Origin of the sequence: Azoarcus sp. TTM-91, from assembly GCF_012911025.1 — a bacterium.
GTDB lineage: Bacteria > Pseudomonadota > Gammaproteobacteria > Burkholderiales > Rhodocyclaceae > Azoarcus.
In genome coordinates, this window is record NZ_WUEI01000044.1 from 1 (window position 1) to 21,302 (window position 21,302).

The window sequence follows — 21,302 nt, forward strand, 5'->3', positions numbered from 1 at the left end:
ATTGCCGAGGTGATCACGCATGTGAAGGCGCTGGAGGCCTGAGCGCGCAGGCGGGCCCGGGAGACCGGGCTGGCTGCGGGCGCAAGCGCCTGGGCGGCCCTGTTCCCGGTTTGGGGGCAGGGCCGTTTTGTTTTCCGCGGGTGACAGGCGCAGTGGTTCAGCCCGCCTTGCCCGGCCCGTCGGCGCGCAGATGGTCCAGCAGTTGCCGCGCGTGGGCCGGCAGCGCGTTGGCATCCCGCACGCACAGCAGCAGCCGGCGCATCGCCCAGGCGTCGCTCAACGGCACGCAGCGTATGGCCATGGCGCGGCGGCAGCGGCGGGCGGAGGTCTCTGGCACGATGGCGATGCCGACGCCGCTCTCGGCCATGCGGCAGATGGCATCGAAGCTGCGCAGCCGAACCCGGTAGCGCAGCCGCCGGCCGGCCTGGGCGGCATGGCCGGCGAGGTAGGCGTTGAGCGCGGCGTCGCCGGCGAGGCCGACGAAGTCGTGCGCCAGGGTGTCGGCGAAGGCGACCCGGCGCAGGCCGGCGAGCGGATGGGCCTTGCCGGTCACGACCACCAGGCGGTCGTCATGGAAGGAGTAGAGCTGTAGCCCGGCGGGATCGGCGGCGTCGGAGATGATGCCGAGGTCGGCGCTGCCGTCCAGTACCGCCAGCACGATCTCGTGGCTGAGGCGCTCTTCCAGGTCGATGTCGATGTTGGGCTGGGCGGCGAGGAAGCGCGCCAGCGCCTGCGGCAGGAATTCGCTCAGCGCGGCGGTGTTGCACAGCAGCCGTACGTGACCCTTGAGGCCGCGCGCATATTCGCCCAGCTCGCCGCGCATGCATTCGATCTGCTGCATCACGCAGCGGGCGTGGTGGCCGAGGGCGATGCCGGCCGGCGTTGGCCGCACGCCGCGGCGGTCGCGCAGCAGCAGGGCCACGCCCAGCGCGTCTTCCATGTTTTTCAGCCGGGCGCTGGCGGAGGCCAGCGACAGATGGGCGCGGTTGCCGCCGGCGGTGATGCTGCCGGCCTCCAGTACGTGAAGGAAGAGCTTGAGGTCGCTCAGGTCGAAGCGCATGGCGGCTATCCCGTGGCAAGGGGCGGGGAAGGTCGCATGGTGCCATGAGCGGCGGCGTTCAGCCTTCGTTCTGGCCGAAGGCTGGCCGCGGCGATTCCGCATTCCGGGTCGGCGGGCGGCGCGGGCATGATGGCTCCATGGAACTCAATTCTCCGCTGCTGCTGTGCTTCATCGCCTTCGTCTTCGCCCTCGCCGGGCTGGTGAAGGGCGTGATTGGCCTGGGCCTGCCGACGGTCGCGGTGGGCCTGCTGGGGCTGGTGATGCTGCCTTCGCAGGCGGTGGTCTTCCTGCTCGCGCCCTCGCTGCTGACCAATGTGCTGCAACTGGCCACCGGCCCTGCACCGCGGGCGGCGCTGTACCGTTTCCGCTGGTTGTCCGCCGGCATCCTCGCCGGCACCTGGGCGGGCATCGCCTGGCTGCCGGGCGCCGATACGCCCTGGGCGGGCAAGGGGCTGGGGTTCGCCTTGGTGCTGTACGGGTTGATCGGACTGGCCGGGCGCAATCTGCATGTTCCGCCAGCGTGGGAGCAGAAGCTGGCGCTGCCGGTGGGCGTGGCGACCGGGATGGTGAGTGCGCTTACCGGGGTGTTCGTGCTGCCGGCGGTGCCGTATCTGCAGGGGCTGGGGCTGCAGAGGGAGGAACTGGTGGAGGCGTTGGGTGTGTCCTTCACCGTGGCCACCGTGGCGCTGTTGCTGGGCCTGGGCGCGGGCGGGTTGATGGGCGCGGAGGCGGCGGGCGTGTCGCTGCTGGCGCTGTTCCCGGCGCTGGGCGGGATGATGCTGGGGCAGTACTTGCGCCAGCGCCTGGCACCGGCCTTGTTCCGCCGGCTGTTCTTCTGGGGGCTGCTGGCGCTGGGCGGCTACCTGCTGCTGCGTGGCGGGTTCTAGGCGCCGCGCTTCAGCGCGCGGCGGTTTCTCTGCGGGCGACGCGCTCGGGCCCGTGGCGCGTGAGCTGGGCCAGCAGGGCGCGCGGATCCTCGGTGATCTCCTGGCCGTCGTGGTAGAGCAGGGCGACGCTGAGCGGGCCGTCGCCGACGGCGCGGGCGGCGATGTTGTCCGGGCTGATGGTGACGCGACCGAATACCCGGGCGGTGGGCCACTGCATGTCGCCATAGGCGAGATAGACCAGCTTGGAGCAGAACACCCGCTTGGTGGTCTCGGCGTCGAAGTTGAAGTCGTAGGCCTTGCCGACCTGGCGCAGTGCCTGCAGCACGACGCTGGCGCGCTCGGCGTCGCTCAGTTGTTCGCCGCGCAGCACCGCCAGGTCGTCGATGTTGAGGAAGGCGGCGATGGGGTTCATCTCCACGCCGGAGCGCAGCGCTTCGACGACGCCGTGGCCGGCGCGTATCTCCGCCTGGTAGGCCTGCACCACCGGGTGTTCCCAGACGCCGAGCGCGCGCAGTTCGGCTTCGTTGCCTATCCAGATGGCGGCGTGGCCCCAGTGGCCCGGGATGAAGGTGTCGGTGAGGCGGAAGGGTGTCTTCTCCAGCAGGATGTCGCCGGCGCGCAGCTGCCGACTGACCTGCGCCAGTACCTCCGGCCGCTTGTCCAGCTTGCCGCGCCGCGTTTCGATCAAGCCTATGGTGTTGCCGAACAGCAGGCTGGAGAAGTTCACCCCCTCGCTGCGCAGGCTGGTGAGGGCATCGTTGGCGGCCAGTCGCAGCAGGCCGACGTGGGTGCCGAACTCCTGCAGCGGGCTGTTGCGCTGCACCAGCTGGTAGGAGGGGCTCTGCGCTATCAGGCGCTGCAGGTAGGCGCTGCCTTCGATGTCATCGGTATCTGCCATCGCCGCGTTGCGCTCGTACCACTCCAGGCCGCGGCGCACCCGCTGGCGGTAGGCCGGCGAGGAGAAGGCGCTGGTGATGCGGTCCAGCTCGTTGTGGTCGATGTCGAAGCCGCTGTCGCGCCGGTTCAGGTGCTGCCGCAGCGCGGTGTCGTCGTGGTACAGCGAGATGGCGGACAGGTAGTTGTCGTACAGCGTGAGCGCGGCGGCCAGCGACATCAGGATGCCGGCGCGGCGCACGGCGCGGGCATCGGCTGCTGCTGCTTCCCCGTCATCCAGCCAGCATTCGTGGGCGAACGCTATCTGCAGCAGGGCCTTGCGCTGGGCGAGCAGGGCGGCGGCGCCGCTGTTGAGGCGTTGTAGATCATGACCGCTCAGGGCTTCGCGCCGGGCGGTCTTGGCATCCAGCTCGTGGTACAGGCGGATGGCCTGCGCCCGCATGCTCAGCGCTTCTTCCGACAGTTGCTGGTAGTCCGCCAGGGTTTGCGTCATCGCTGCCCGATCCAGCTCCGCAGCCGGGGCGCTGCAGCTGGAGAGGTTGAGCGCCAGCGGATCCAGGCCAGGGACGTCCGCCGCGGTGCTGTGGCTGGCCTCTCCCCAGCTGGCGCAGCCCTGCGCGAGGCTGAGCAGGGCGGCAATGAAGGTGGCGGTGAGCAGTCGGCGGAAGGTTTGAGCGGGCATGGCGGCGTGGGACGTAAGCGTTGCGGGGAGCGGCCGGGGCGATGCGCATGGCGTCATCGCATGTATTCCGGCTAGGTGCATGGCATCGCAGGGCGGGATCTTAGGCGCCCGCCCGGGCGCGGGCAAATCCGCGCTGCCGGCGGGGTTCGCGCGAGACCGCGCGCAGCGCTGGATTGTCGACCGCGGCTTGTTTGGAGTCGGACACGAAAGGCTGTGGTCTAGCCGACAAGTTTCTGCTGATGAAATTTGGATAGTCTTTTGTTTTCAAAGTGATGTGGCGTGAAAGTGCACTGGCACGCCCCTTGCGAAAGTCCTGCCGTACGACTTCGCTAAAGGGGATCGACAATGGAACTCCCGGTTATCAGCAATTCCGCACCCGAGGCCTCGGGTGGCGGGTGCAGCTCCAGCGGCTGTGGCACCGCGCCCGACGCGCTGGGCCACCTGCCGGATCACATCCGCAGCAAAGTGCAGGACCATCCCTGTTACTCCGAAGAGGCTCACCACTACTTCGCCCGCATGCATGTGGCGGTGGCCCCGGCCTGTAACATCCAGTGCAACTACTGCAACCGCAAGTACGACTGCTCCAACGAATCCCGCCCGGGCGTGGTGTCCGAGGTGATGAGCCCGGAGCAGGCGGTGAAGAAGACGCTGGCGGTTGCCGCCGCGATTCCGCAGATGACGGTGCTGGGCATCGCCGGACCCGGAGACCCCCTCGCCAACCCGGCGCGCACCTTCGAGACTTTCCGCCGCCTGTCCGAGGAGGCGCCGGACATCAAGCTGTGCGTGTCCACCAATGGCCTGTCGTTGCCGCAGAGCGTGGATGAGCTGGCCAAGCACAACATCGACCACGTCACCATCACCATCAACACGGTCGATCCGGAGATCGGCGCCAAGATCTACCCGTGGATCTTCTGGGAGAACAAGCGCATCTTCGGCGTCGATGGCGCGAAGATCCTGATCGAGCAGCAGCAGAAGGGCCTGGAGATGCTGACCTCGCGCGGCATCCTGGTGAAGGTCAACTCGGTGATGATCCCGGGGGTGAATGACGAGCACTTGAAGGAAGTCTCCAAGATCGTCAAGGCCAAAGGCGCCTTCCTGCACAACGTGATGCCGCTGATCGCCGAAGCGGAGCACGGCACCTACTACGGCATCATGGGCCAGCGCGAACCGACGCCGCTGGAGCTTGAGGCCCTGCAGGATTCCTGCTCCGGCGACATGTCGATGATGCGCCACTGCCGCCAGTGCCGCGCCGACGCGGTCGGCCTGCTGGGCGAGGACCGCGGCGAGGAGTTCACCCTCGACAAGATCGACGAGATGGAAGTCGATTACGCCACCGCCATGGTGGAGCGTGCCAAGGTGCATCAGGCCATCACCTCCGAGCTGGAAATGAAGCGCGCGCTCAAGGCCGCGCCCAAGTTCGAGGCCGAAGCCAGCGACAAGCCCGCCACCCGTCCCATCCGCATCGCCATCGCCAGCAAGGGCGGCGGCGTGATCAACGAGCACTTCGGCCACGCTCACGAGTTCCTGGTGTACGAGGTCGATAGCGTGGGCCACCGCTTCCTTGGCCATCGCAAGTGCACCGCCTACTGCATGGGCGACGAGTCCTGTGGCGACGGTGAGACGGTGCTCGGCCAGATCATCAAGAGCCTGGAAGGGGTGGAAGTGCTGCTGGCCAGCAAGATCGGCTTCGAGCCCTGGGCCGACCTGGAGAAGGCTGGCATCCAGCCCAACGGCGAGCACGCGATGGAGCCGATCGAAGAGGCGATCCGCGCGGTGTACGACGAACTGGCCGCCGCCGGCAAGCTGGATCAGCCGGCCACCGCCAAGGCCGCGGCCTGAGTGCGCGGGCCCCCGCGGCGCGGGCCGCGGGGGCTTTCTCCCCCTAGCTATCCGAGAGGCAGCAAATGGCACTCGAAATCACCGAAGTCTGTGTGGGCTGCTACGCCTGTGAGCCGCTCTGTCCGAATGAGGCGATCAGCGCCGGCAACCCGGTCTTCACCATCGACCCGAACAAGTGCACCGAATGCCTGGGCGACTACGACAAGCCCCAGTGCGCCGAGATCTGTCCGATCGAGGCGGCCATCGTCGACGAGATCGGCGATCCGCTGAACCCGCTGGGCTCGCTCACCGGCATCCCGCTGCATCTCATCGAGGAATACAACACCACCGGCACGGTGGTGCGTAACTGATTCCCGGCGCGCGGCCGCGCGCCTTCGCATTCCCCGCGGGTGAGCGCACACCCGCGGCAACCGAGAGGAGCCTGTCGTGACGACGACTGTGCCTATCCGTTTCTGGTGGAAGCCCGGCTGTGCCACCAATACCCGCCAGATCCGCCTGTTGCAGGCCGCTGGCTGTGAAGTCGAAGTCCGCGACCTGTTGACCGAGCCGTGGACGCCTGCCCGCCTGGCGGGCTTTCTCGGCCGCCGGCCGGTGGCTGAATGGTTCAACCCGGCCGCGCCGGCGGTGAAGTCCGGCGCGGTGGTGCCGTCCGCCTTCACGCCGGAGGCGGCGCTGGAACGCCTGGCGGCGGAGCCGCTGCTGATCCGCCGGCCGCTGATGGAGATCGGCAACGCCCGCGCCAGCGGCTTCGATACCGCCTGGCTGGCGACCCAGGGCGTGGCCCTGGCCGAAGGCCCGGCACCTGAGGGCTGCGCCCACGGCGACGCGCCCGCCGCCTACTGTCCGCCGCCTGCGGCGGTGCAGGCATGAGCCTGGCGGATGCCGTCATCCCCGGCAGGCCGGTGGCGGTTGCCCCCGGTGTGCACTGGGTGGGCGCGCTCGACCCCGAGATGCGCCAGTTCGACATCATCCTGCGCACCGCCAACGGCACCAGCTACAACGCCTACGCGGTGCGCGGCCACAACGGCGTGGCGGTGATAGACACGGTGAAGGAGGACTTCGCCGGCGATTTCTTCGCCCGCCTGTGGGCCTGCTGCAAGCCGGAAGAGATCCGCGCCATCGTCCTCAACCACCTGGAGCCGGACCACTCCGGTGCGCTGCCGGAGTTGCTGGCGGCCGCGCCGCAGGCGCCGCTGTACATCTCGCGGCCGGCGCTGGGCATGCTCAAAGGCCTGCTCAAGGATGGCCTGGACCCGGAGCGCATCGTCGCCGTCACCGACGACACCCGGGTCGAGCTGGGTGGGCGCAGCCTGCGCTTCCTGCCCACGCCCTACCTGCACTGGCCGGACACCCAATGCACCTGGGTGGAGGAGGATGGCCTGCTGTTCTCCGGCGACGTCTTCGGCTGCCATTTCTGCGATGCCCGCCTGTTCAACGACCGCGCCGGCGATTTCCGCTTCTCCTTCGATTACTACTACCAGCACATCATGCGGCCCTTCCGCGAGTTCGTGCTGCAGGCGCTGGCGCTGATCGAGCCGCTGCCCATCCGCCTGATCGCCCCCGCCCACGGGCCGGTGCTGCGCGACCACCCGCAGACCTATGTGCGCCGCTACCGCCAGCTGGCCGAGCCGCTGCTCGCCAACGAAGCCGCTGGCCGCGACAAGACCTTGCTGGTGTTCTACATCAGCGCCTACGGCAACACCGCGCGCATGGCGCAGGCGGTGCGCGACGGTGCCGAGGGCGTGGAGGGCGTGCGGGTATCGCTGTACGACCTGGTCGGCGGCGAGCCCGGCCCCTTCGCCGATCTCATAGAAGAGGCCGACGGCCTGCTGTTCGGCTCGCCGACCATCAACGGCGACGCGGTCAAGCCGGTGTGGGACCTGCTCTCCTCGCTCACCCTGGTCAAGGTCAAGGGCAAGCTCGGCGGTGCCTTCGGCTCCTATGGCTGGAGCGGCGAGGCGGTCGGCCTGATCGAGGACCGCCTGCGCGGACTCAAGCTGCGGGTACCGCGATCCGGCGTGAAAGTGAAGCTCATCCCAACAGCAGAGGAACTGGCCGAGTGCGCCGGCTTTGGCCGCGACCTGGCCGAACAACTGGTGGGCCGTGCCGGCCCCCGTCATATCGATTTCACCGCGCCCCAGGCGCTTTCTGCTTAGGAGTCATTCCATGCCCAAGGCCCAGGTCACCTTCGAGGACATCGAAGTCACCGTCACCGTGCCCGCAGGTACCCGTCTCATCGAAGTCTCGGAAAAAGTCGGCGCCGGCATCACCTACGGCTGCCGGGAAGGCGAATGCGGCACCTGCATGATGAAGATCGTCGGTGGCAGCGAGAACCTCGCCAATCCCTCGGTGCTGGAGGACAAGGTGCTGAAGGAGAACTTCGCCGGCATCGGCAACCGCCTCGCCTGTCAGGCCCAGGTGCTTGGCGGGCATGTGGTGGTGCGGCCGGGCTGAACCCCGGACCCTGACAGAGAGATTCACCATTCAACAGGAGTTCAACCATGCCGAACGTGATGTTTTCCAGCCCCATCCACAAGGACAAGACGGTGTATGCCGTCGCCGGCTCCCACACCCAGACCATCCTCACGGTCGCCAAGGAGAACCACATCCCCATCGATTTCTCCTGTGGGGATGGCAACTGCGCCACCTGTCTGATCAAGGTCACCGTGCTGTCGAAGAAAGGCGCGATGGCCGGCCCGCTGACCGACAAGGAAGTGCAGGTGCTGAAGGAGCACAAGAAGATCTCCGACGCGGAGATCGAGAAGATGCGGGTGGAGGATGTGCCCACCACCCCGTGGAGACTGGCCTGTCAGCTCGTCCTGCGGGACGAGGACCTGCTGGTCGAATACTGACCTGACTGAAACGGCCGCGCCGCCGTTTCGGCGGATGCGGCCCCGATTCCGATGAGGAGTTCCGCCATGCTCGCTCCACTCAGCCACCGTCCTTCGCCGGCGCGCGTCGCCCTGCACGCCCACCTGATGCGCCATGCCGCCGGCACGCCGAACGACGAGTTCCTCGCTCACCTGATCGCCGGCTGGACACTGGGTGACGGCGTGCTGCCGTCCGACCTCGGTCTCGGCCCTGCCCGCTTCGCCCGCCTGATGGCGCGCCACTTCCCCGGCCTCGCCTGGCAGCCGAAGACCGACTTCGCCCCTGCGCTCACGCTGTACCCGGAGTTCGAGGACCTGGTGCGCTTCATCGGCTGCCATGCCGACGACGTTGCCGAGAGCGCGGACGACATGGCCATCGTGCTCGCCACCGGCTGCATGGGCTCCGACCACCTGTGGCAGGACCTCGGCCTGCCGTCGCGGCGCGAACTGTCGCAGCTGATCGCCATCAACTTCCCCGAGCTGGCGGCCGCCAACACCCGCGACATGAAGTGGAAGAAGTTCCTCTACCGCGAGTTGTGCCAGCGCGAGGGCATCTATGTCTGCACCTCGCCCTCGTGCGAGGCCTGTGTGGATTTCGCCGCCTGCTTCGGCCCGGAAGAGTAAGGCCGCGCGCCAGATGACGCCCGGCTTTGTGCCCGACCCGGCGGTACTGCTGGACCGCGCCTGCGGCGCCATGCTGGGCCTGGCGATAGGCGACGCGCTGGGCGCCACGGTGGAGTTCATGACGCCGCGCGAGATCGTTGCCCAGTACGGCGTGCATGACCGCATCCGCGGCGGCGGCTGGCTGCGCCTGCCGGCGGGCGAAGTGACCGACGACACCACCATGACCTTTGCCTTGGCCGAAGCCTGGCTGGCCGCCGGCGCCGAGCCGGACGCCGCCGCCTGCGCCCGCGCCTTCGACGGCTGGATGCGGGCCAAGCCGGTGGACATCGGCAATACCGTGCGCCGCGGCATCCTGCGCTGGCGCACTCACGGCACCGCCGAAGCGCCGCAGTCGGACGACGCCGGCAATGGCGCCGCCATGCGCTGCTTGCCGGTGGCGCTGGCGCTGTTCGGCGCGCCGGCGGAGCGCATTGCCGCCGCCGCGGACTGCCAGGGCCGCGTTACCCACCACAACCCGCTCACGGATGCCGCCACCCGCAGCGTGGTGTGCATGGTGCAGGCCGCCATCGGCGGGGGCGGCATCGGCGCGGTGATCGCCGAGGCCCACGCCCTGGTCGCCGAGCAGCCGGCTTTTGTCTTCCGCGACCGCCGCTGCGACAACCCCAGCGGCTACATCGTGGACACCCTGCGCGCGGTATTCCAGGCCATAGATGGCAACGACGGTTTCGAGGCGGTGCTGGTGGACATCGTCAATCGCGGTGGCGATGCCGACACCACCGGTGCCATCGCCGGCATGGTCATGGGGGCGCTGTGCGGTGAAACCGGCTTGCCGCGGCATTGGCGGCAGGGGGTGAAAGCGGCGGTGAGAGGGCGGTGCGTGCGGCTGGCGACGGAACTGCTGGCGCTGTCGCCGGCGTATCGCGACCGCCTGGCGGCGGACCTGGCGCTGGCCGGATGAGCAGGGCGGCCCGGCAAGATCCCCTGGGTGGCCGGCGACCCCGGCCCCGGCTCAGTTGATGTCGTCGTCGCGCCAGTAGCGGCGGCCGCCTGCGGCCACGCCCGCAGCCAGGCCGGCGCGGGTCATCGGGTAGATGGCGATGGGATCGCGCAGGGCTTCGGTGATCTCGCTGGCAATGCCACGATCGCTGACCCGCAGCGTGGCATTCGCGCTGCCGGCGATCTGCCAGCCGGAGTCGACGAAGCGCTGTATGGTCTCGCGATCGCGGAAGACCAGCACCTCGCGGTAATCCTTGATGCCGATGTCCAGCCCGGCGCTGGCCTGGCCCATGTTCATGTACACCTCCTGTCCGCTGGCGTTGTCGCGCACCAGGCCGCGGGCACCGGCTCCGCCCAGCAACAGCGAGACGCCGAAGCCGGAGAAGCAGCCGTAGCCGGCGGAGCGGGCGACGATGGTACGCGCCGCCGGGCGGGCGGCGTAAAGGGTGGACAGGGCTTCATCGCACATGCGGCGGATTTCCGCCCGTTGCCTTGCGGCCTCGTCCGCCGCCTGCGCCGTGAAGGACGCGGTGGCGAGGAGGAGCAGGGCCAGGGCGGTGCGACTACGCGGGAACATCGCAAACTCCATCTCTCTGCGGGGAATCAACGGTCGTTGTTGTCACGCGCCTCCGGGCGGTTGCCGGGATTGGGCCGGCCACCGCTGGCGCCGCGGTTCTCGCGGTCGCCAGGGGAAGGGGCGCTGCGAGCTTCTTCTCTCTGTGCGCCCGGCGGCGGGCCGGCGCGGCGTTCCTGCATGCCGCCCTCGCGCTGCGGCCCTCCACGGCCACGCTCGCTGGCTTGCGGGTTGTCGTTGCGGCCATAGCCGGGCGTGAGCCCGGGTGAGGGGCGGGGTTCCGGGCCTGGCATTGGCCGCCCTTCGGCTGGCCGGGTGGTGGCGACGCGGGCTTCAGGGCCGCGGCGGTCTTCCTGCCGGCCCCCTTCCGGCCCGCGGCCGGGGCGGTCCGGCGGGTTGGGGCCGTTGCCGAATGCCGGGCCGGGGGCGGGCATCGCGCTCTCCCGGCGGTTGTCACCGCCAGGGCCGCGTTCTTCCGCTGGCCGGCGGTCGCCGCCCGGCCGGGCGGTTTCCAGCCTGCGTCCCTGCTGGGGAATCTCGTTGCGGCGGAATTCGTCGTTGCCGCGGCGCTCGTCCTTGCCGTCAGGGCCGCCGAAGCCCCCGCGTTCGCGGAACATTTCCTGGGCGCGTTCGCGCTGGGCCTGGCGGGGATCGTCGGCGCGGCCGCCGGGGCGCGGTCCTTCGCCCGGGCGTGGCGGCGGGCCGCCGGGCCGCCAGTCCGCGCCATCCGGACGATTCTCGCGGCGTCCGTCGGGTCTGCCATCGGCACTGCCGGTGGGGCGGGCGGTGCCGCCGAAGCCGGGCGCGGGGATGAAGCGGTCGCGCTCCTTCAGGTCGCGGTAGGCGACGCCACGGCGGTGGGCCGGGTCGTGCGTCCACGGCCGGCGGTCATAGGCTGGAGGCAGGGGGTGGGCGCGGTAGAGGCGGTTGTAGCGCGGCACGTCGATGAGCACGTAGCGGCGATGCCAGTCGCTATGGCTCCAGAGCGCGTCGGTGATGAAGACGCCGACGCCGAAGCCGATGCTGCCGTAAAACTGCAGAGACATTCCGTAACGAGGCGGCGGCGCGAAATGGTAGGGCGGGAAGGCCGGCCACCACCAGGGGCCGAACACCACCACCGGGTCGTACACCGGCACATAGACCACCGTGGGGCGCACGCTATCGATGACGATGACATCGCGCCGGACGCCGTTGGAGGGGCCGTTCTCGACGATGACGCGCTGTCGGGTATTACTCGCCAGGTTGCCGCGGCGGCGGGCCTGTTGGCGCAGGTATTGCACCCTGTCCATGACCAGCCCGGGCTCGGCCAGGAAGGCGTCGCCCAACTCCTGTACCCAGTCCGGCTGGCTTTCCAGCGTGGCCAGCACCTGGGGGAAGGCGACCAGCGACTGCACGCTGGGATCCCAGTTGTAGCGCGACACCGCGCGCACCGCTTCGTCGCCGCTGAGTTCGGGATTGGCGCGCGACCAGTCGGCGGCTTCGATCACGTCCGCGGGATAGGTGGAGGCCATCAGGATCTGGTTGAGCAGGGCGTCCGGGTAGAGCGCGATGGGTGCCAGCAGCTGATCCATCCGCGCGAGGCGGCCCTCATCCTGCTGGGCGTGGGCGGTCATCATCAGACAGAGGGTGACGAGCAGGCCGCGGGCAACGTCACGTAGGAAGCGACGCATGGTGCTTCTCCGCCAGAAAGGCTGTTATCGGGAAACCCAGCATAGGCGGCCACTTTCCGCATTGATAGCGGCTGAGCCTCTCAGTATGTGACCGGCTGTAAAGCGTGTTTCGAGGCTTTCCGCGGGTTCCGCGGTGGCGAGTTGCTGATTGCTTCTCGCCGGTGCAATGCTGGAAGACCCAGCTTAGACGAGGGGGCGCGATGTGCTTGAGGAAATCCTCACGGGCGCCGGCGTCATTGCGCGGCGGCGGTGCCGAGGCCGCATTGCGGCAGCCGCGTGTGGGGGTACATGCCGGTGAGCGTGAAGGCGATGCCCAGGGGCCGGGCCGGCGGCTGTCGCCGCCGGTGGGCGGAAGGGGCGGGCGGTGTTTGCTGGCCCGCTGCCTCAGTGCTTGCCGATCTGCTTCAGGTGCGCCGCCAGCGCCGAGTCCATGGTCGCCAGATGAAGGTCGAACCAGTCGCGCAGGTTCTCCCGCACATAGGCGCGGGCCATGCGCATGCGGCCGGCCTGCACGCTGCGGTTGAACTGGCGCAGCTCCATCAGCACCCGCTGGTGTTCGCCGATGTGTTCGCCGATGGCACTGAAGCGGGTGGCTTTCATGGTGGCATCTTCGGCGGAGAAGTGGCTGCGGGTGTGGTCCAGCAGCGTGGCGAACAGGGCGGGGAAGGCGTTGTCGTCGGCGCTGGCCAGGCGGTCGGCGAGTGCGATGAACTCGCGGTGCGTGTGGTCCATTTCCGCCACGCCGAGGGCGTGGCGGGCGTCGTCCCAGGCAAAGATGCTCATCGGGTTACGCTCGGGTGGCTGCGCTCAGGCGGCTTCGGCCAGCGGCAGCCCGGCCAGTTCGCGCACGTCGGCGTCGATGACGGTGAGGCCAAGGCGGGCGCAGAAGCGCTTCTCCTTGTCATTGGCGCCGGGAATCAGCGCCCAGCCGGCCGGTTGCGCGGCGCTGAAGATGATGTCGGAGAGCAGCATGCGCTGGGTGTCACGGTTCAAGCGGATGCCGGCGACCAGATACTTGAGGCCGGCGCGCCGCTGCTTGAGGAAGCCGGGGATGGCGAAGCCACCCATCAGCTCGGTGATGTAGTCGACGAAGTCGGCATCCGAGGCGATCCAGTTGCCTTCCGGCCAGGGGCTGCCACAGGGCTTGAACAGGATAGGCGCGGCCGGGTCGATCTCGCTCTCGTCCACCGCGGCGCTGTATTGCTCACCGTCGTGCTTGTAGAGCTTGTAGCGGTAGGCGGTGCCGGCGATGCGGGCGACGCCGGCGATGAGGGTGTGCGGGCGGTTGGCGTAGAGCTTCTGCAGGCCGGTGTCGCGGTTGATGTCCACGATGTAGGGCAGCTTCTGCTCCGCCAGCCAGCGGTGCAGCGAGGCTTCGGACCAGCTCTTGTCGCCGTAGGTCTGCTCCAGCCAACGGTTGACCGCGCTGCGGCCACGCTTGAGCTCCACGTTCATGGCCGCGCGCGGGAATTCGTACATCAGGCGCGGCGCCATTGGCTGGCCGTTGTTCAGGGAATAGATGAGTTCGTCGCTGGTGGCCGGAATCTTGCGGCCGTCGCCCGCGTGGGTGACGTCGGCGAGCGCGTCGGCGCCGATGAAGGGGACGACTTCGCCTGCGGCGAGGCCGGCCCGGATCTGATCGAAGACAGCGTTCATGGGAGTTTCCTTGTCGAGGTCGGGCGAAGCGGTCTGGGCCGCTCCGGACAGGGAAACCGCAAGAACGATGCCATTGGCGCATCGGGGCGCGGGGCCGCCGCAGTGGCGCGCAGCGCGGCGCTGCGGCCAGAGGCGCGGCTGCAGATGCGGTGAGGTGCCTGCGGTTGATGTCGGCGTGCTGTAGGGCAGTTGTCGGCTTTGCGACAGCGGCTGGCGGGCGGGGTGTCTCAGGCCAGTTGTTCGACCATCACCACGCCGCCTATCACCAAGTATTCGTCCTCGCCCTGCAGCCGGCCGGGCAGCAGGCGGGTGAAGGCGAGCACCTTCTCCAGTGGAATGGCGCAGGCGACGATGCGGTCGCCGAACTCGTCCGCCCGCTCGCGGCTGCTGGAGAAGGAGCTGAGGTTGTTCAGCGCCACCAGCGAGCGGCCGTGTTCCAGTCGGGCCAGCGGCTCCATCGCTTGCTGGCTGGAGAAGCCGCGATAGAGCGTGAGATGGCTGCGGCCGGGCAGGCGGCGGCGCAGTTCGTATTGCGCCCAAGCGTAAAGCAGGTCGACCTGCGCTTCCAGCGCGCCGGTGCCATAGAGGCCGCCGGCGGCTTCCCGGTCGAAGGCGGCGCGGGCCGGGGTGTCGTCCCCCTCCAGCCGGCGGCGGTGGAAGGTGGCGAGCAGGCCGAAGCGCGATTCCACCCAGGCCTTCAGCACCGCGCCCTCGCGCCCTTCCGAATCGAACAGCCAGCCGCGCAGCAGCCGCAGGTAATCCAGCCGGCTGCGGTCCACGCGGGCGCTGTCCGACAGTCCCTGGGCGGGGGCGTCGTCCAGCAGGAAATGCGCATTCATATAGGACTGGAACCGTTGCGCCCTTTCCTCGGTGTCGGCGCAGTCGTCCAGATGCCGGAACAGCGGCTGGTGCAGCGGCAGGACGCCGTCCAGTTCCAGAGCCTGGGGGCCGAGCTGGAAGGCCAGGCTGGCCAGGGCCTCGGCCGGCAGATTGCAGCGGTTCACCAGCCTGCGACAGGCCGCCGGAACGCTGAGGCGCAGTTGCTCGGCGTTGGGCTCGAAAGGGATGTTGTTGGCCTTACAAAGGGTGGGGGCATTGTCGGAACAACGACGCCCTTTGCTGCTTGAAACCCCTACGAGCGCTTTTATCGGGTGAAATTTTTCTTCTTTGAAAACAGTCATTTGACTCAGCTTTTTGCGACTGGCACGGCGATTGCCATGTAGTGGCTGTGGGCGCCGGGGAATGTCCTTCCGGGCCCAGGACACCCGGACGTTTTTTCTTCAACGAGGAGAGTTTTAACATGGCAAAGCTGCGTCAATGCGCCATTTATGGCAAGGGCGGTATCGGCAAGTCGACCACCACCCAGAACCTGGTTGCGGCCCTGGCCGAAGCCGGCAAGAAGGTCATGATCGTCGGTTGCGATCCCAAGGCCGACTCCACCCGTCTGATCCTGCACAGCAAGGCCCAGACCACCGTGATGCACCTGGCCGCTGAAGCTGGCTCGGTGGAAGACCTCGAACTCGACGACGTCCTGTCCGTCGGTTTCGGTGGTGTGAAGTGCGTTGAGTCCGGTGGCCCGGAACCCGGCGTCGGCTGCGCTGGCCGTGGCGTTATCACCGCCATCAACTTCCTGGAAGAAGAAGGCGCTTACGACGAAGACCTCGACTTCGTGTTCTACGACGTGCTGGGCGACGTGGTTTGTGGTGGCTTCGCGATGCCGATTCGCGAAAACAAGGCTCAGGAAATCTACATCGTCTGCTCCGGCGAAATGATGGCCATGTACGCGGCCAACAACATCGCCAAGGGCATCGTGAAGTACGCCAACTCCGGTGGCGTGCGCCTGGGCGGCCTGATCTGCAACAGCCGTAACACCGACCGCGAAGACGAACTGATCATGGCCCTGGCTGCTGCCATGGGCACCCAGATGATCCACTTCGTGCCGCGTGACAACGCTGTGCAGCACGCCGAAATCCGCCGCATGACCGTCATCGAGTACGACCCCACCCACAAGCAGGCTGATCAGTACCGCCAACTGGCGATGAAGGTGCTGAACAACACCAAGCTCGTCATCCCGACCCCGATCGAGATGGAAGAGCTGGAACAGCTGCTGATGGAGTTCGGCATCATGGAACAGGAAGACGAGTCCATCGTCGGCCAGACCGCTGCCGAACTGAAGGCCGGCGCTGCCGCCTGAGCGTTTCACCGAAGCAAGTCTCAATCGAGTGAACCCGGGCGGGGCCTGCCGCGCCCGGACTTGAATCCTGTCTTGAGTGTCGTGCACAGATTGGTGCCGGCATGAAAAGGAGAAGCAAGATGTCGAACCTGACCCGCGAAGAAACCGACGCCCTCATCCAGGAGGTGCTGGAGGTTTATCCCGAGAAGGCGAAGAAAGACCGCGCCAAGCACCTGGCGGTCAACGATCAGAGCGTCACCCAGTCCAAGAAGTGCATCACCTCCAACCGCAAGTCGCTGCCCGGCGTGATGACCATCCGCGGCTGCGCCTACGCGGGTTCGCGCGGCGTGGTGTGGGGTCCGGTCAAGGACATGATCCACATCTCCCACGGTCCGGTTGGCTGTGGCCAGTACTCCCGTGGCGGCCGCCGCAACTACTACGTGGGCACCACCGGCGTTAACACCTTCGCCGAAATCAACTTCACGTCCGACTTCCAGGAGAAGGACATCGTCTTCGGCGGCGACAAGAAGCTGGCCAAGGCGATGGAAGAGATCGAAGGCCTGTTCCCGCTGAACAAGGGCATCTCGGTGCAGTCCGAGTGCCCGATCGGCCTGATCGGCGACGACATCGAAGCCGTGTCCAAGAAGGCTGCCGCCCAGTACAACAAGGTTGTCGTGCCGGTCCGCTGCGAAGGCTTCCGTGGCGTGTCCCAGTCCCTGGGCCACCACATCGCCAACGACGCCATCCGCGACTACGTGCTGTCCAACCGCGACGGCAAGGAGTTCGAAGGCACCCCGTACGACGTCACCATCATCGGTGACTACAACATCGGCGGCGACGCCTGGGCTTCCCGCATCTTCCTGGAAGAGATGGGCCTGCGCGTGATCGCCCAGTGGTCCGGCGACGGCACCATCGCCGAAATGGAGAACACCCCGAAGGCCAAGCTGAACCTCCTCCACTGCTACCGCTCGATGAACTACATCAGCCGGCACATGGAAGAGAAGTACGGCATTCCCTGGATGGAATACAACTTCTTCGGCCCGACCAAGATCGAAGAATCCCTGCGCCGCATCGCCGCTTTCTTCGACGACAAGATCAAGGAAGGTGCCGAGCGCGTTATCGCCAAGTACAAGCCGATGATGCAAGCCGTCGTCGACAAGTACAAGCCGCGTCTCCAGGGCAAGCGCGTCATGCTGTACATCGGTGGCCTGCGTCCGCGTCACGTCATCGGCGCGTACGAAGACCTGGGCATGGAAGTGGTGGGCACCGGTTATGAGTTCGCGCACAACGACGACTACGACCGCACCATCCAGGAAATGGGCAATGCGACCCTGCTGTACGACGACGTGACCGGCTTCGAGCTGGAAGAGTTCGTCAAGCGCATCAAGCCCGACCTCGTCGGTTCCGGCATCAAGGAAAAGTACATCTACCAAAAGATGGGCATCCCTTTCCGCCAGATGCACAGCTGGGACTACTCCGGTCCGTATCACGGTTATGACGGTTTCGCGATCTTCGCGCGCGACATGGACATGACCCTGAACAACCCGTGCTGGGGCAAGCAGACCCCGCCGTGGAAGAAGACCGAAGCGACCGAGGAAGTGAAGGCCGCTGCCTGATCACCTCTTGGATGAACCCCGCGCGCCGACCTGGCGCGTGGGGTACCGAATGCACTCGCACCCGTGTCCACAGATTGGTGGCCGGGTCTAGGAGCCTTAAATGCAGACCGTAGACGATATCAAGCCGTGCTACCCCTTGTTCCGCGACGACGACTACAAGGCCAACCTGAAGAACAAGCAGGACCTGTACGAAGAGCGCGTTCCGGCGGACAAGGTTGATGAAACCTTCCAGTGGACCACGTCCAAGGAATACCAGGAACTCAACTTCAAGCGTGAAGCGATCACCATCAACCCCGCCAAGGCCTGCCAGCCGCTGGGCGCGGTGCTGTGCTCGCTGGGTTTCAAGAACACCATGCCGTATGTGCACGGTTCGCAAGGCTGCGTGGCCTACTTCCGCACCTACTTCAACCGTCACTTCAAGGAGCCGGTTTCCTGCGTGTCCGACTCCATGACGGAAGATGCGGCGGTGTTCGGCGGCCAGAAGAACATGTTCGATGGCCTGGAGAACGCCAAGGCGATCTACAAGCCGGACATCATCGCCGTGTCCACCACCTGCATGGCCGAGGTGATCGGCGACGACCTGAACGCCTTCATCAACAACGCCAAGAAGGCCGAGCACATTCCGCAGGATTACCCTGTCCCCTTCGCGCACACCCCGTCCTTCGTCGGTAGCCACACCACCGGCTGGGACAACATGTTCGAAGGCTTCCAGCGCTTCTTCACGCTGAACAAGATGGAAGGCAAGGTGGTCGGCAGCAACGGCAAGATCAACTTCGTGCCGGGCTTCGAGACCTACCTGGGCAACTATCGCGTCATCAAGCGCATGATGAAGCAGATGGACGTGGGCTTCACCCTGCTGTCCGACCCGAGCGAAGTGCTGGATACGCCGTCCGACGGCGAATTCCGCATGTATTCCGGCGGCACCACCCAGGAAGAGATCTCCGATGCGCCGAACGCGCTGACGACGATCTTCACCCAGCCGTGGCAGTCGGACAAGTCGAAGAAGTTCGCCGAAACCGTGTGGAACCACGACGTTCCCAAGCTCAACATCCCGATGGGCCTGGACTGGACCGACGAGTTCCTGATGAAGGTCTCCGAACTCTCCGGCAAGGCGATTCCGGAAGAGCTGGCGGTGGAACGCGGTCGCCTGGTCGACATGATGCAGGACTCCCACACCTGGCTGCATGGCAAGAAGTTCGCGCTGTACGGCGATCCCGACTTTGTCATCGGCATGGTCAAGTTCCTGCTGGAACTGGGCGCGGAGCCGATCCACATCCTCTCCAACAATGCCAGCAAGCGTTGGAGCAAGGCTGTGCAGAAGATCCTCGACAGCTACCCGCAAGGCGCCGCCTGCAAGATCTACGCGGGCAACGACCTGTGGCACATGCGCTCGCTGTGCTTCACCGAGAAGCCCGATTTCCTCATCGGCAACTCCTACGGCAAGTACATCCAGCGTGACACGCTGTACAAGGGCAAGCAGTTCGAGGTTCCGCTGATCCGCCTCGGCTTCCCGATCTTCGACCGCCACCACCTGCACCGCATGACCACCCTGGGCTACGAAGGCGCGATGTATGTGCTGACCACCCTGGTGAATGCCGTCCTCGAGCGTTTGGACGACGAAACCCGCGGCATGGGTACCACCGACTACAACTACGACCTGGTTCGCTAAGTCGGCTTGGCCCGGCGTCCTCCCGGCCTGTGGCCGGCGGCGCCGGGCGCCACGGTTTCCTTTCCTGCGGGGAAGGGAACCGCTTTTCGTTTCCGCGTTGCAGATCGCCGCGTTCGGACTTTGCCGAGCGGCACATTCACCCAGGAGTTCCGTTGTGGCCAACATCATGATTCGGAAGAACGACCAAGGCGGGCTGGTGTTCTATCTGCCGAAGCGCGACCTCGAAGACAACATCTCTTCCATCGAATTCGACTCGCCCGAGAAGTGGGGCGGGGAAATCAAGCTCGCCAACGGTGGCAGCTACTACATCGAACCGCAGGTACCGCCGGAGCGGCTGCCGGTGACGATCCGGGCCAAGCGCCTGGATGCGCCGGACTGAGCGTCCGCGGCACCAGGATTTGTGCAGGGTTTTCGCAATTTCATCCTGCCGCCTCGCTGAGGAAGGACGCGTGGCATAAAGGCCATGCGTTCATGCCTGACGGAAGGCGGCCTGTCGGCAGCGGATGGGCCATGGTGCCCGCCGCCGCCAACCCCGGCAGCGGCGGCCTGCCGCCGGGCCGGCAACGAGGGCCCGCTGACCCTCCAGCAAAGAACGCATTCCGATGAGGCTCGTCATGAACGCCACTTCCAGTACGGCCGGCTCGCCGCTTGGCAGTCCGGTGTCCCGAGAGGCCGCCTTGCGCATCGCGCTGGCGGCACGCGCCCTGCCCGGTGTGGATATCGCCGCTTTCGTCCGCGCGCTGGGCGACCGCCTCGGCCTGCCGGTTACCGACGACAAGCTGGCGCGGGTCACCGTTGCCGACATCAAGACCATGCTGCAGGGCGACGAGATCGTCGACCCCGGAGTAGACGGCGAAGCCCTGAAGACGGCGGTGCGCTACCTGTGGGGCGAAGGCGTGGAAGACGGCTTGCCCAGGGTGGATGCCGACGTTCCCGACGCCGCTGGCATGCTGCGGGTCGCTGTCGCTTCCAACTCCGGCGAACTGCTGGATGGTCACTTTGGCTCCTGTGCCCGCTTCCTGATCTATCTGATTTCCGAGAAAGGCCTGTGGCTGGCGGAAATCCGCTCCACCCTGGCCTGTGATGAGGCGGAAGACCGCAACGCCGCCCGTGCCGAGCTGATCGCCGATTGCCATCTCGCCTACATGCAATCCATCGGCGGCCCCGCGGCTGCCAAGGTGGTGCGGGCAGGCGTGCATCCGGTGAAGTTCCCGGTGGGAGGCAATGCCCGCGAAGCCTTGACTCAGCTGCAGGGCACGCTGAAGCGTCCGCCGCCCTGGCTGGCGAAGGTGCTAGGCGTGCAGACGCGCAGCCTGCAGTACGACACCAGCGAGGAGGCCGAGGCATGATCAGCGACAGCGTGATGAAGGATGCCGCGGAGGTCGTCAGCCGGCTGGGCTGTGGCGACGCGGCGGTGGAGACCATGCGCCGCCAGTGGCCGGCGTTGCGCTTCGCTGCCTGTTCCGATGACGACGTGCCGCCCCGCCTCAAGCCCGCCTTCGAAGGCAGCGGCTTCAACTTCTACTACATCGGCAGCGGCGACCATTGCCTGACGCTGACCAAGGATGCGGACAGCGCCATGGGGCTGGTGTTGGCGGCCGTGGCCGAGGATGACTGAGGCGTAAGGGATGCCTCCCGCCTGGTTCTGGGCGGGTGGCGGACCGGACCGGCGGCCGACCGGCGTCGTGTTCCCCGATTGCCGGGCGCCGCGCGCAAAGCGTCGGTGCCCCGATGCCGCTCAGTGAGAGGCTCCAAACTGAAATCCCCCGCGGTTTTCGCCGCGGGGGATTTTTGTTTCTCCCGTTAGGGGCCAGCGCTTTCTGCTCTGGCCCTTGTTCCTGCTACCGTCTCAGGCAGCGGACTCCACCCACAGATGCTGCGCCACCGCATGTTCGATGGCGATTTCGACGTGGTCGCACAGCACCACGGTGAGCGGATGCTGCTGCAGCACCTTGAGCTTGTGCGGCACCGACAGGCCATAGGCATGCAGCTGTTCGCGCTGCAGCGGGTCGATGTCGTCGCCGAACTCGGCGAGGCGGACTTCACGGCCTATCGGCGTACCGAGCAGGCGGATGCGTTCTTGCTGACTCAT

Annotated in this window: 23 protein-coding genes; 15 read left to right on the forward strand and 8 right to left on the reverse strand. The window is 67.0% G+C overall.

Annotated features, from left to right (window positions below; translation table 11 throughout):
• Positions 1–157 precede the first annotated feature (157 nt).
• The gene (locus GRF61_RS13245) at positions 158–1,060 is read right to left on the reverse strand and encodes a LysR substrate-binding domain-containing protein (protein ID WP_169151120.1); all 903 of its coding nucleotides are present in this window, start codon (positions 1,058–1,060) and stop codon (positions 158–160) included.
• Between the two features lie 137 nt (positions 1,061–1,197).
• On the opposite strand from GRF61_RS13245, the gene GRF61_RS13250 reads away from it, so the two are divergent.
• On the forward strand, positions 1,198–1,947 hold the full coding sequence (locus tag GRF61_RS13250; RefSeq protein ID WP_169151121.1) for a sulfite exporter TauE/SafE family protein: 750 nt from the start codon (positions 1,198–1,200) through the stop codon (positions 1,945–1,947).
• 10 nt (positions 1,948–1,957) lie between these two features.
• On the opposite strand, the gene GRF61_RS13255 is transcribed toward GRF61_RS13250, so the two are convergent.
• Positions 1,958–3,523 (reverse strand): YiiX/YebB-like N1pC/P60 family cysteine hydrolase, encoded by a 1,566-nt coding sequence (locus GRF61_RS13255; protein WP_169151122.1) that lies wholly within the window; start codon positions 3,521–3,523, stop codon positions 1,958–1,960.
• 345 nt (positions 3,524–3,868) lie between these two features.
• On the opposite strand from GRF61_RS13255, the gene nifB reads away from it, so the two are divergent.
• The 8 genes from nifB (at position 3,869) to GRF61_RS13295 (ending at position 9,814) form a co-directional block, all read left to right on the forward strand.
• Positions 3,869–5,362: a nitrogenase cofactor biosynthesis protein NifB gene (gene nifB, locus GRF61_RS13260; protein WP_169151123.1), complete on the forward strand. Its 1,494-nt coding sequence runs from the start codon at positions 3,869–3,871 to the stop codon at positions 5,360–5,362.
• Between the two features lie 65 nt (positions 5,363–5,427).
• Complete coding sequence (locus GRF61_RS13265) at positions 5,428–5,712, forward strand: YfhL family 4Fe-4S dicluster ferredoxin (RefSeq protein WP_169151124.1); 285 nt, start codon at positions 5,428–5,430, stop codon at positions 5,710–5,712.
• Positions 5,713–5,788: 76 nt separating this feature from the next.
• Positions 5,789–6,232 (forward strand): hypothetical protein, encoded by a 444-nt coding sequence (locus GRF61_RS13270; RefSeq protein ID WP_348982394.1) that lies wholly within the window; start codon positions 5,789–5,791, stop codon positions 6,230–6,232.
• Complete coding sequence (locus tag GRF61_RS13275) at positions 6,229–7,518, forward strand: FprA family A-type flavoprotein (protein ID WP_169151125.1); 1,290 nt, start codon at positions 6,229–6,231, stop codon at positions 7,516–7,518. Before GRF61_RS13270 ends, GRF61_RS13275 begins: the two co-directional genes overlap by 4 nt.
• A gap of 10 nt (positions 7,519–7,528) precedes the next feature.
• Positions 7,529–7,816: a 2Fe-2S iron-sulfur cluster binding domain-containing protein gene (locus GRF61_RS13280; protein WP_133593362.1), complete on the forward strand. Its 288-nt coding sequence runs from the start codon at positions 7,529–7,531 to the stop codon at positions 7,814–7,816.
• A 47-nt stretch (positions 7,817–7,863) separates the two neighbouring features.
• Entirely contained in the window at positions 7,864–8,214 is a 351-nt protein-coding gene (locus GRF61_RS13285; RefSeq protein ID WP_169151126.1) for a 2Fe-2S iron-sulfur cluster-binding protein, read from the forward strand.
• A 66-nt stretch (positions 8,215–8,280) separates the two neighbouring features.
• Positions 8,281–8,856: a nitrogen fixation protein NifQ gene (locus tag GRF61_RS13290; RefSeq protein WP_169151127.1), complete on the forward strand. Its 576-nt coding sequence runs from the start codon at positions 8,281–8,283 to the stop codon at positions 8,854–8,856.
• Between the two features lie 13 nt (positions 8,857–8,869).
• Positions 8,870–9,814, forward strand: coding sequence for an ADP-ribosylglycohydrolase family protein (locus tag GRF61_RS13295; protein WP_169151128.1), 945 nt, complete (start codon positions 8,870–8,872; stop codon positions 9,812–9,814).
• A gap of 51 nt (positions 9,815–9,865) precedes the next feature.
• On the opposite strand, the gene GRF61_RS13300 is transcribed toward GRF61_RS13295, so the two are convergent.
• From GRF61_RS13300 to GRF61_RS13320, 5 genes are all read right to left on the reverse strand, one after another.
• On the reverse strand, positions 9,866–10,429 hold the full coding sequence (locus GRF61_RS13300) for a YSC84-related protein (RefSeq protein WP_169151129.1): 564 nt from the start codon (positions 10,427–10,429) through the stop codon (positions 9,866–9,868).
• A gap of 26 nt (positions 10,430–10,455) precedes the next feature.
• Positions 10,456–12,096, reverse strand: a complete 1,641-nt coding sequence (locus GRF61_RS13305) for a DUF3300 domain-containing protein (protein WP_169151130.1) — start codon at positions 12,094–12,096, stop codon at positions 10,456–10,458.
• Positions 12,097–12,480: 384 nt separating this feature from the next.
• The gene (locus GRF61_RS13310) at positions 12,481–12,879 is read right to left on the reverse strand and encodes a hemerythrin domain-containing protein (RefSeq protein ID WP_169151131.1); all 399 of its coding nucleotides are present in this window, start codon (positions 12,877–12,879) and stop codon (positions 12,481–12,483) included.
• Positions 12,880–12,903: 24 nt separating this feature from the next.
• Positions 12,904–13,752: an SIR2 family protein gene (locus GRF61_RS13315; protein ID WP_169151132.1), complete on the reverse strand. Its 849-nt coding sequence runs from the start codon at positions 13,750–13,752 to the stop codon at positions 12,904–12,906.
• A gap of 227 nt (positions 13,753–13,979) precedes the next feature.
• Entirely contained in the window at positions 13,980–14,756 is a 777-nt protein-coding gene (locus tag GRF61_RS13320; RefSeq protein ID WP_211165943.1) for an NAD(+)--dinitrogen-reductase ADP-D-ribosyltransferase, read from the reverse strand.
• Positions 14,757–15,052: 296 nt separating this feature from the next.
• Between GRF61_RS13320 and nifH the strand changes: the two genes are divergently transcribed.
• The 6 genes from nifH (at position 15,053) to GRF61_RS13350 (ending at position 20,828) form a co-directional block, all read left to right on the forward strand.
• Positions 15,053–15,946 carry a nitrogenase iron protein gene (nifH, locus tag GRF61_RS13325; RefSeq protein ID WP_169151134.1) on the forward strand — a complete coding sequence of 298 codons (894 nt, stop codon included), beginning with the start codon at positions 15,053–15,055 and terminating at the stop codon, positions 15,944–15,946.
• Positions 15,947–16,065: 119 nt separating this feature from the next.
• Positions 16,066–17,541 carry a nitrogenase molybdenum-iron protein alpha chain gene (gene nifD, locus GRF61_RS13330; protein WP_133593342.1) on the forward strand — a complete coding sequence of 492 codons (1,476 nt, stop codon included), beginning with the start codon at positions 16,066–16,068 and terminating at the stop codon, positions 17,539–17,541.
• A gap of 100 nt (positions 17,542–17,641) precedes the next feature.
• Entirely contained in the window at positions 17,642–19,210 is a 1,569-nt protein-coding gene (gene nifK, locus GRF61_RS13335) for a nitrogenase molybdenum-iron protein subunit beta (RefSeq protein ID WP_169151135.1), read from the forward strand.
• A 166-nt stretch (positions 19,211–19,376) separates the two neighbouring features.
• Positions 19,377–19,589, forward strand: a complete 213-nt coding sequence (gene nifT, locus GRF61_RS13340; RefSeq protein WP_211165944.1) for a putative nitrogen fixation protein NifT — start codon at positions 19,377–19,379, stop codon at positions 19,587–19,589.
• 235 nt (positions 19,590–19,824) lie between these two features.
• Positions 19,825–20,559: a dinitrogenase iron-molybdenum cofactor biosynthesis protein gene (locus GRF61_RS13345; protein ID WP_169151136.1), complete on the forward strand. Its 735-nt coding sequence runs from the start codon at positions 19,825–19,827 to the stop codon at positions 20,557–20,559.
• A complete protein-coding gene (locus GRF61_RS13350; RefSeq protein WP_169151137.1) occupies positions 20,556–20,828 on the forward strand; it encodes a DUF6129 family protein in 273 nt (90 codons plus the stop codon). Before GRF61_RS13345 ends, GRF61_RS13350 begins: the two co-directional genes overlap by 4 nt.
• 231 nt (positions 20,829–21,059) lie before the next feature.
• Here GRF61_RS13350 and GRF61_RS13355 read toward each other — a convergent pair whose 3' ends face one another.
• On the reverse strand, positions 21,060–21,302 hold the full coding sequence (locus GRF61_RS13355; protein WP_169151138.1) for a ferrous iron transport protein A: 243 nt from the start codon (positions 21,300–21,302) through the stop codon (positions 21,060–21,062).

Excerpts from the sequence above, each read along its gene's own strand:
- GRF61_RS13310 (WP_169151131.1), bottom strand. The coding sequence starts at position 12,879 with ATGAGCATCTTTGCCTGGGACGACGCCCGCCACGCCCTCGGCGTGGCG.
- GRF61_RS13245 (WP_169151120.1), bottom strand. The coding sequence starts at position 1,060 with ATGCGCTTCGACCTGAGCGACCTCAAGCTCTTCCTTCACGTACTGGAG.
- GRF61_RS13275 (WP_169151125.1), top strand. The coding sequence starts at position 6,229 with ATGAGCCTGGCGGATGCCGTCATCCCCGGCAGGCCGGTGGCGGTTGCC.
- GRF61_RS13300 (WP_169151129.1), bottom strand. The coding sequence starts at position 10,429 with ATGTTCCCGCGTAGTCGCACCGCCCTGGCCCTGCTCCTCCTCGCCACC.
- nifH (WP_169151134.1), top strand. The coding sequence starts at position 15,053 with ATGGCAAAGCTGCGTCAATGCGCCATTTATGGCAAGGGCGGTATCGGC.
- GRF61_RS13350 (WP_169151137.1), top strand. The coding sequence starts at position 20,556 with ATGATCAGCGACAGCGTGATGAAGGATGCCGCGGAGGTCGTCAGCCGG.
- GRF61_RS13315 (WP_169151132.1), bottom strand. The coding sequence starts at position 13,752 with ATGAACGCTGTCTTCGATCAGATCCGGGCCGGCCTCGCCGCAGGCGAA.
- GRF61_RS13265 (WP_169151124.1), top strand. The coding sequence starts at position 5,428 with ATGGCACTCGAAATCACCGAAGTCTGTGTGGGCTGCTACGCCTGTGAG.
- GRF61_RS13295 (WP_169151128.1), top strand. The coding sequence starts at position 8,870 with ATGACGCCCGGCTTTGTGCCCGACCCGGCGGTACTGCTGGACCGCGCC.
- GRF61_RS13255 (WP_169151122.1), bottom strand. The coding sequence starts at position 3,523 with ATGCCCGCTCAAACCTTCCGCCGACTGCTCACCGCCACCTTCATTGCC.
- nifK (WP_169151135.1), top strand. The coding sequence starts at position 17,642 with ATGCAGACCGTAGACGATATCAAGCCGTGCTACCCCTTGTTCCGCGAC.
- GRF61_RS13280 (WP_133593362.1), top strand. The coding sequence starts at position 7,529 with ATGCCCAAGGCCCAGGTCACCTTCGAGGACATCGAAGTCACCGTCACC.
- nifB (WP_169151123.1), top strand. The coding sequence starts at position 3,869 with ATGGAACTCCCGGTTATCAGCAATTCCGCACCCGAGGCCTCGGGTGGC.
- GRF61_RS13250 (WP_169151121.1), top strand. The coding sequence starts at position 1,198 with ATGGAACTCAATTCTCCGCTGCTGCTGTGCTTCATCGCCTTCGTCTTC.
- GRF61_RS13290 (WP_169151127.1), top strand. The coding sequence starts at position 8,281 with ATGCTCGCTCCACTCAGCCACCGTCCTTCGCCGGCGCGCGTCGCCCTG.
- GRF61_RS13305 (WP_169151130.1), bottom strand. The coding sequence starts at position 12,096 with ATGCGTCGCTTCCTACGTGACGTTGCCCGCGGCCTGCTCGTCACCCTC.
- GRF61_RS13285 (WP_169151126.1), top strand. The coding sequence starts at position 7,864 with ATGCCGAACGTGATGTTTTCCAGCCCCATCCACAAGGACAAGACGGTG.
- nifT (WP_211165944.1), top strand. The coding sequence starts at position 19,377 with ATGATTCGGAAGAACGACCAAGGCGGGCTGGTGTTCTATCTGCCGAAG.
- GRF61_RS13345 (WP_169151136.1), top strand. The coding sequence starts at position 19,825 with ATGAACGCCACTTCCAGTACGGCCGGCTCGCCGCTTGGCAGTCCGGTG.
- GRF61_RS13355 (WP_169151138.1), bottom strand. The coding sequence starts at position 21,302 with ATGAGTCAGCAAGAACGCATCCGCCTGCTCGGTACGCCGATAGGCCGT.
- nifD (WP_133593342.1), top strand. The coding sequence starts at position 16,066 with ATGTCGAACCTGACCCGCGAAGAAACCGACGCCCTCATCCAGGAGGTG.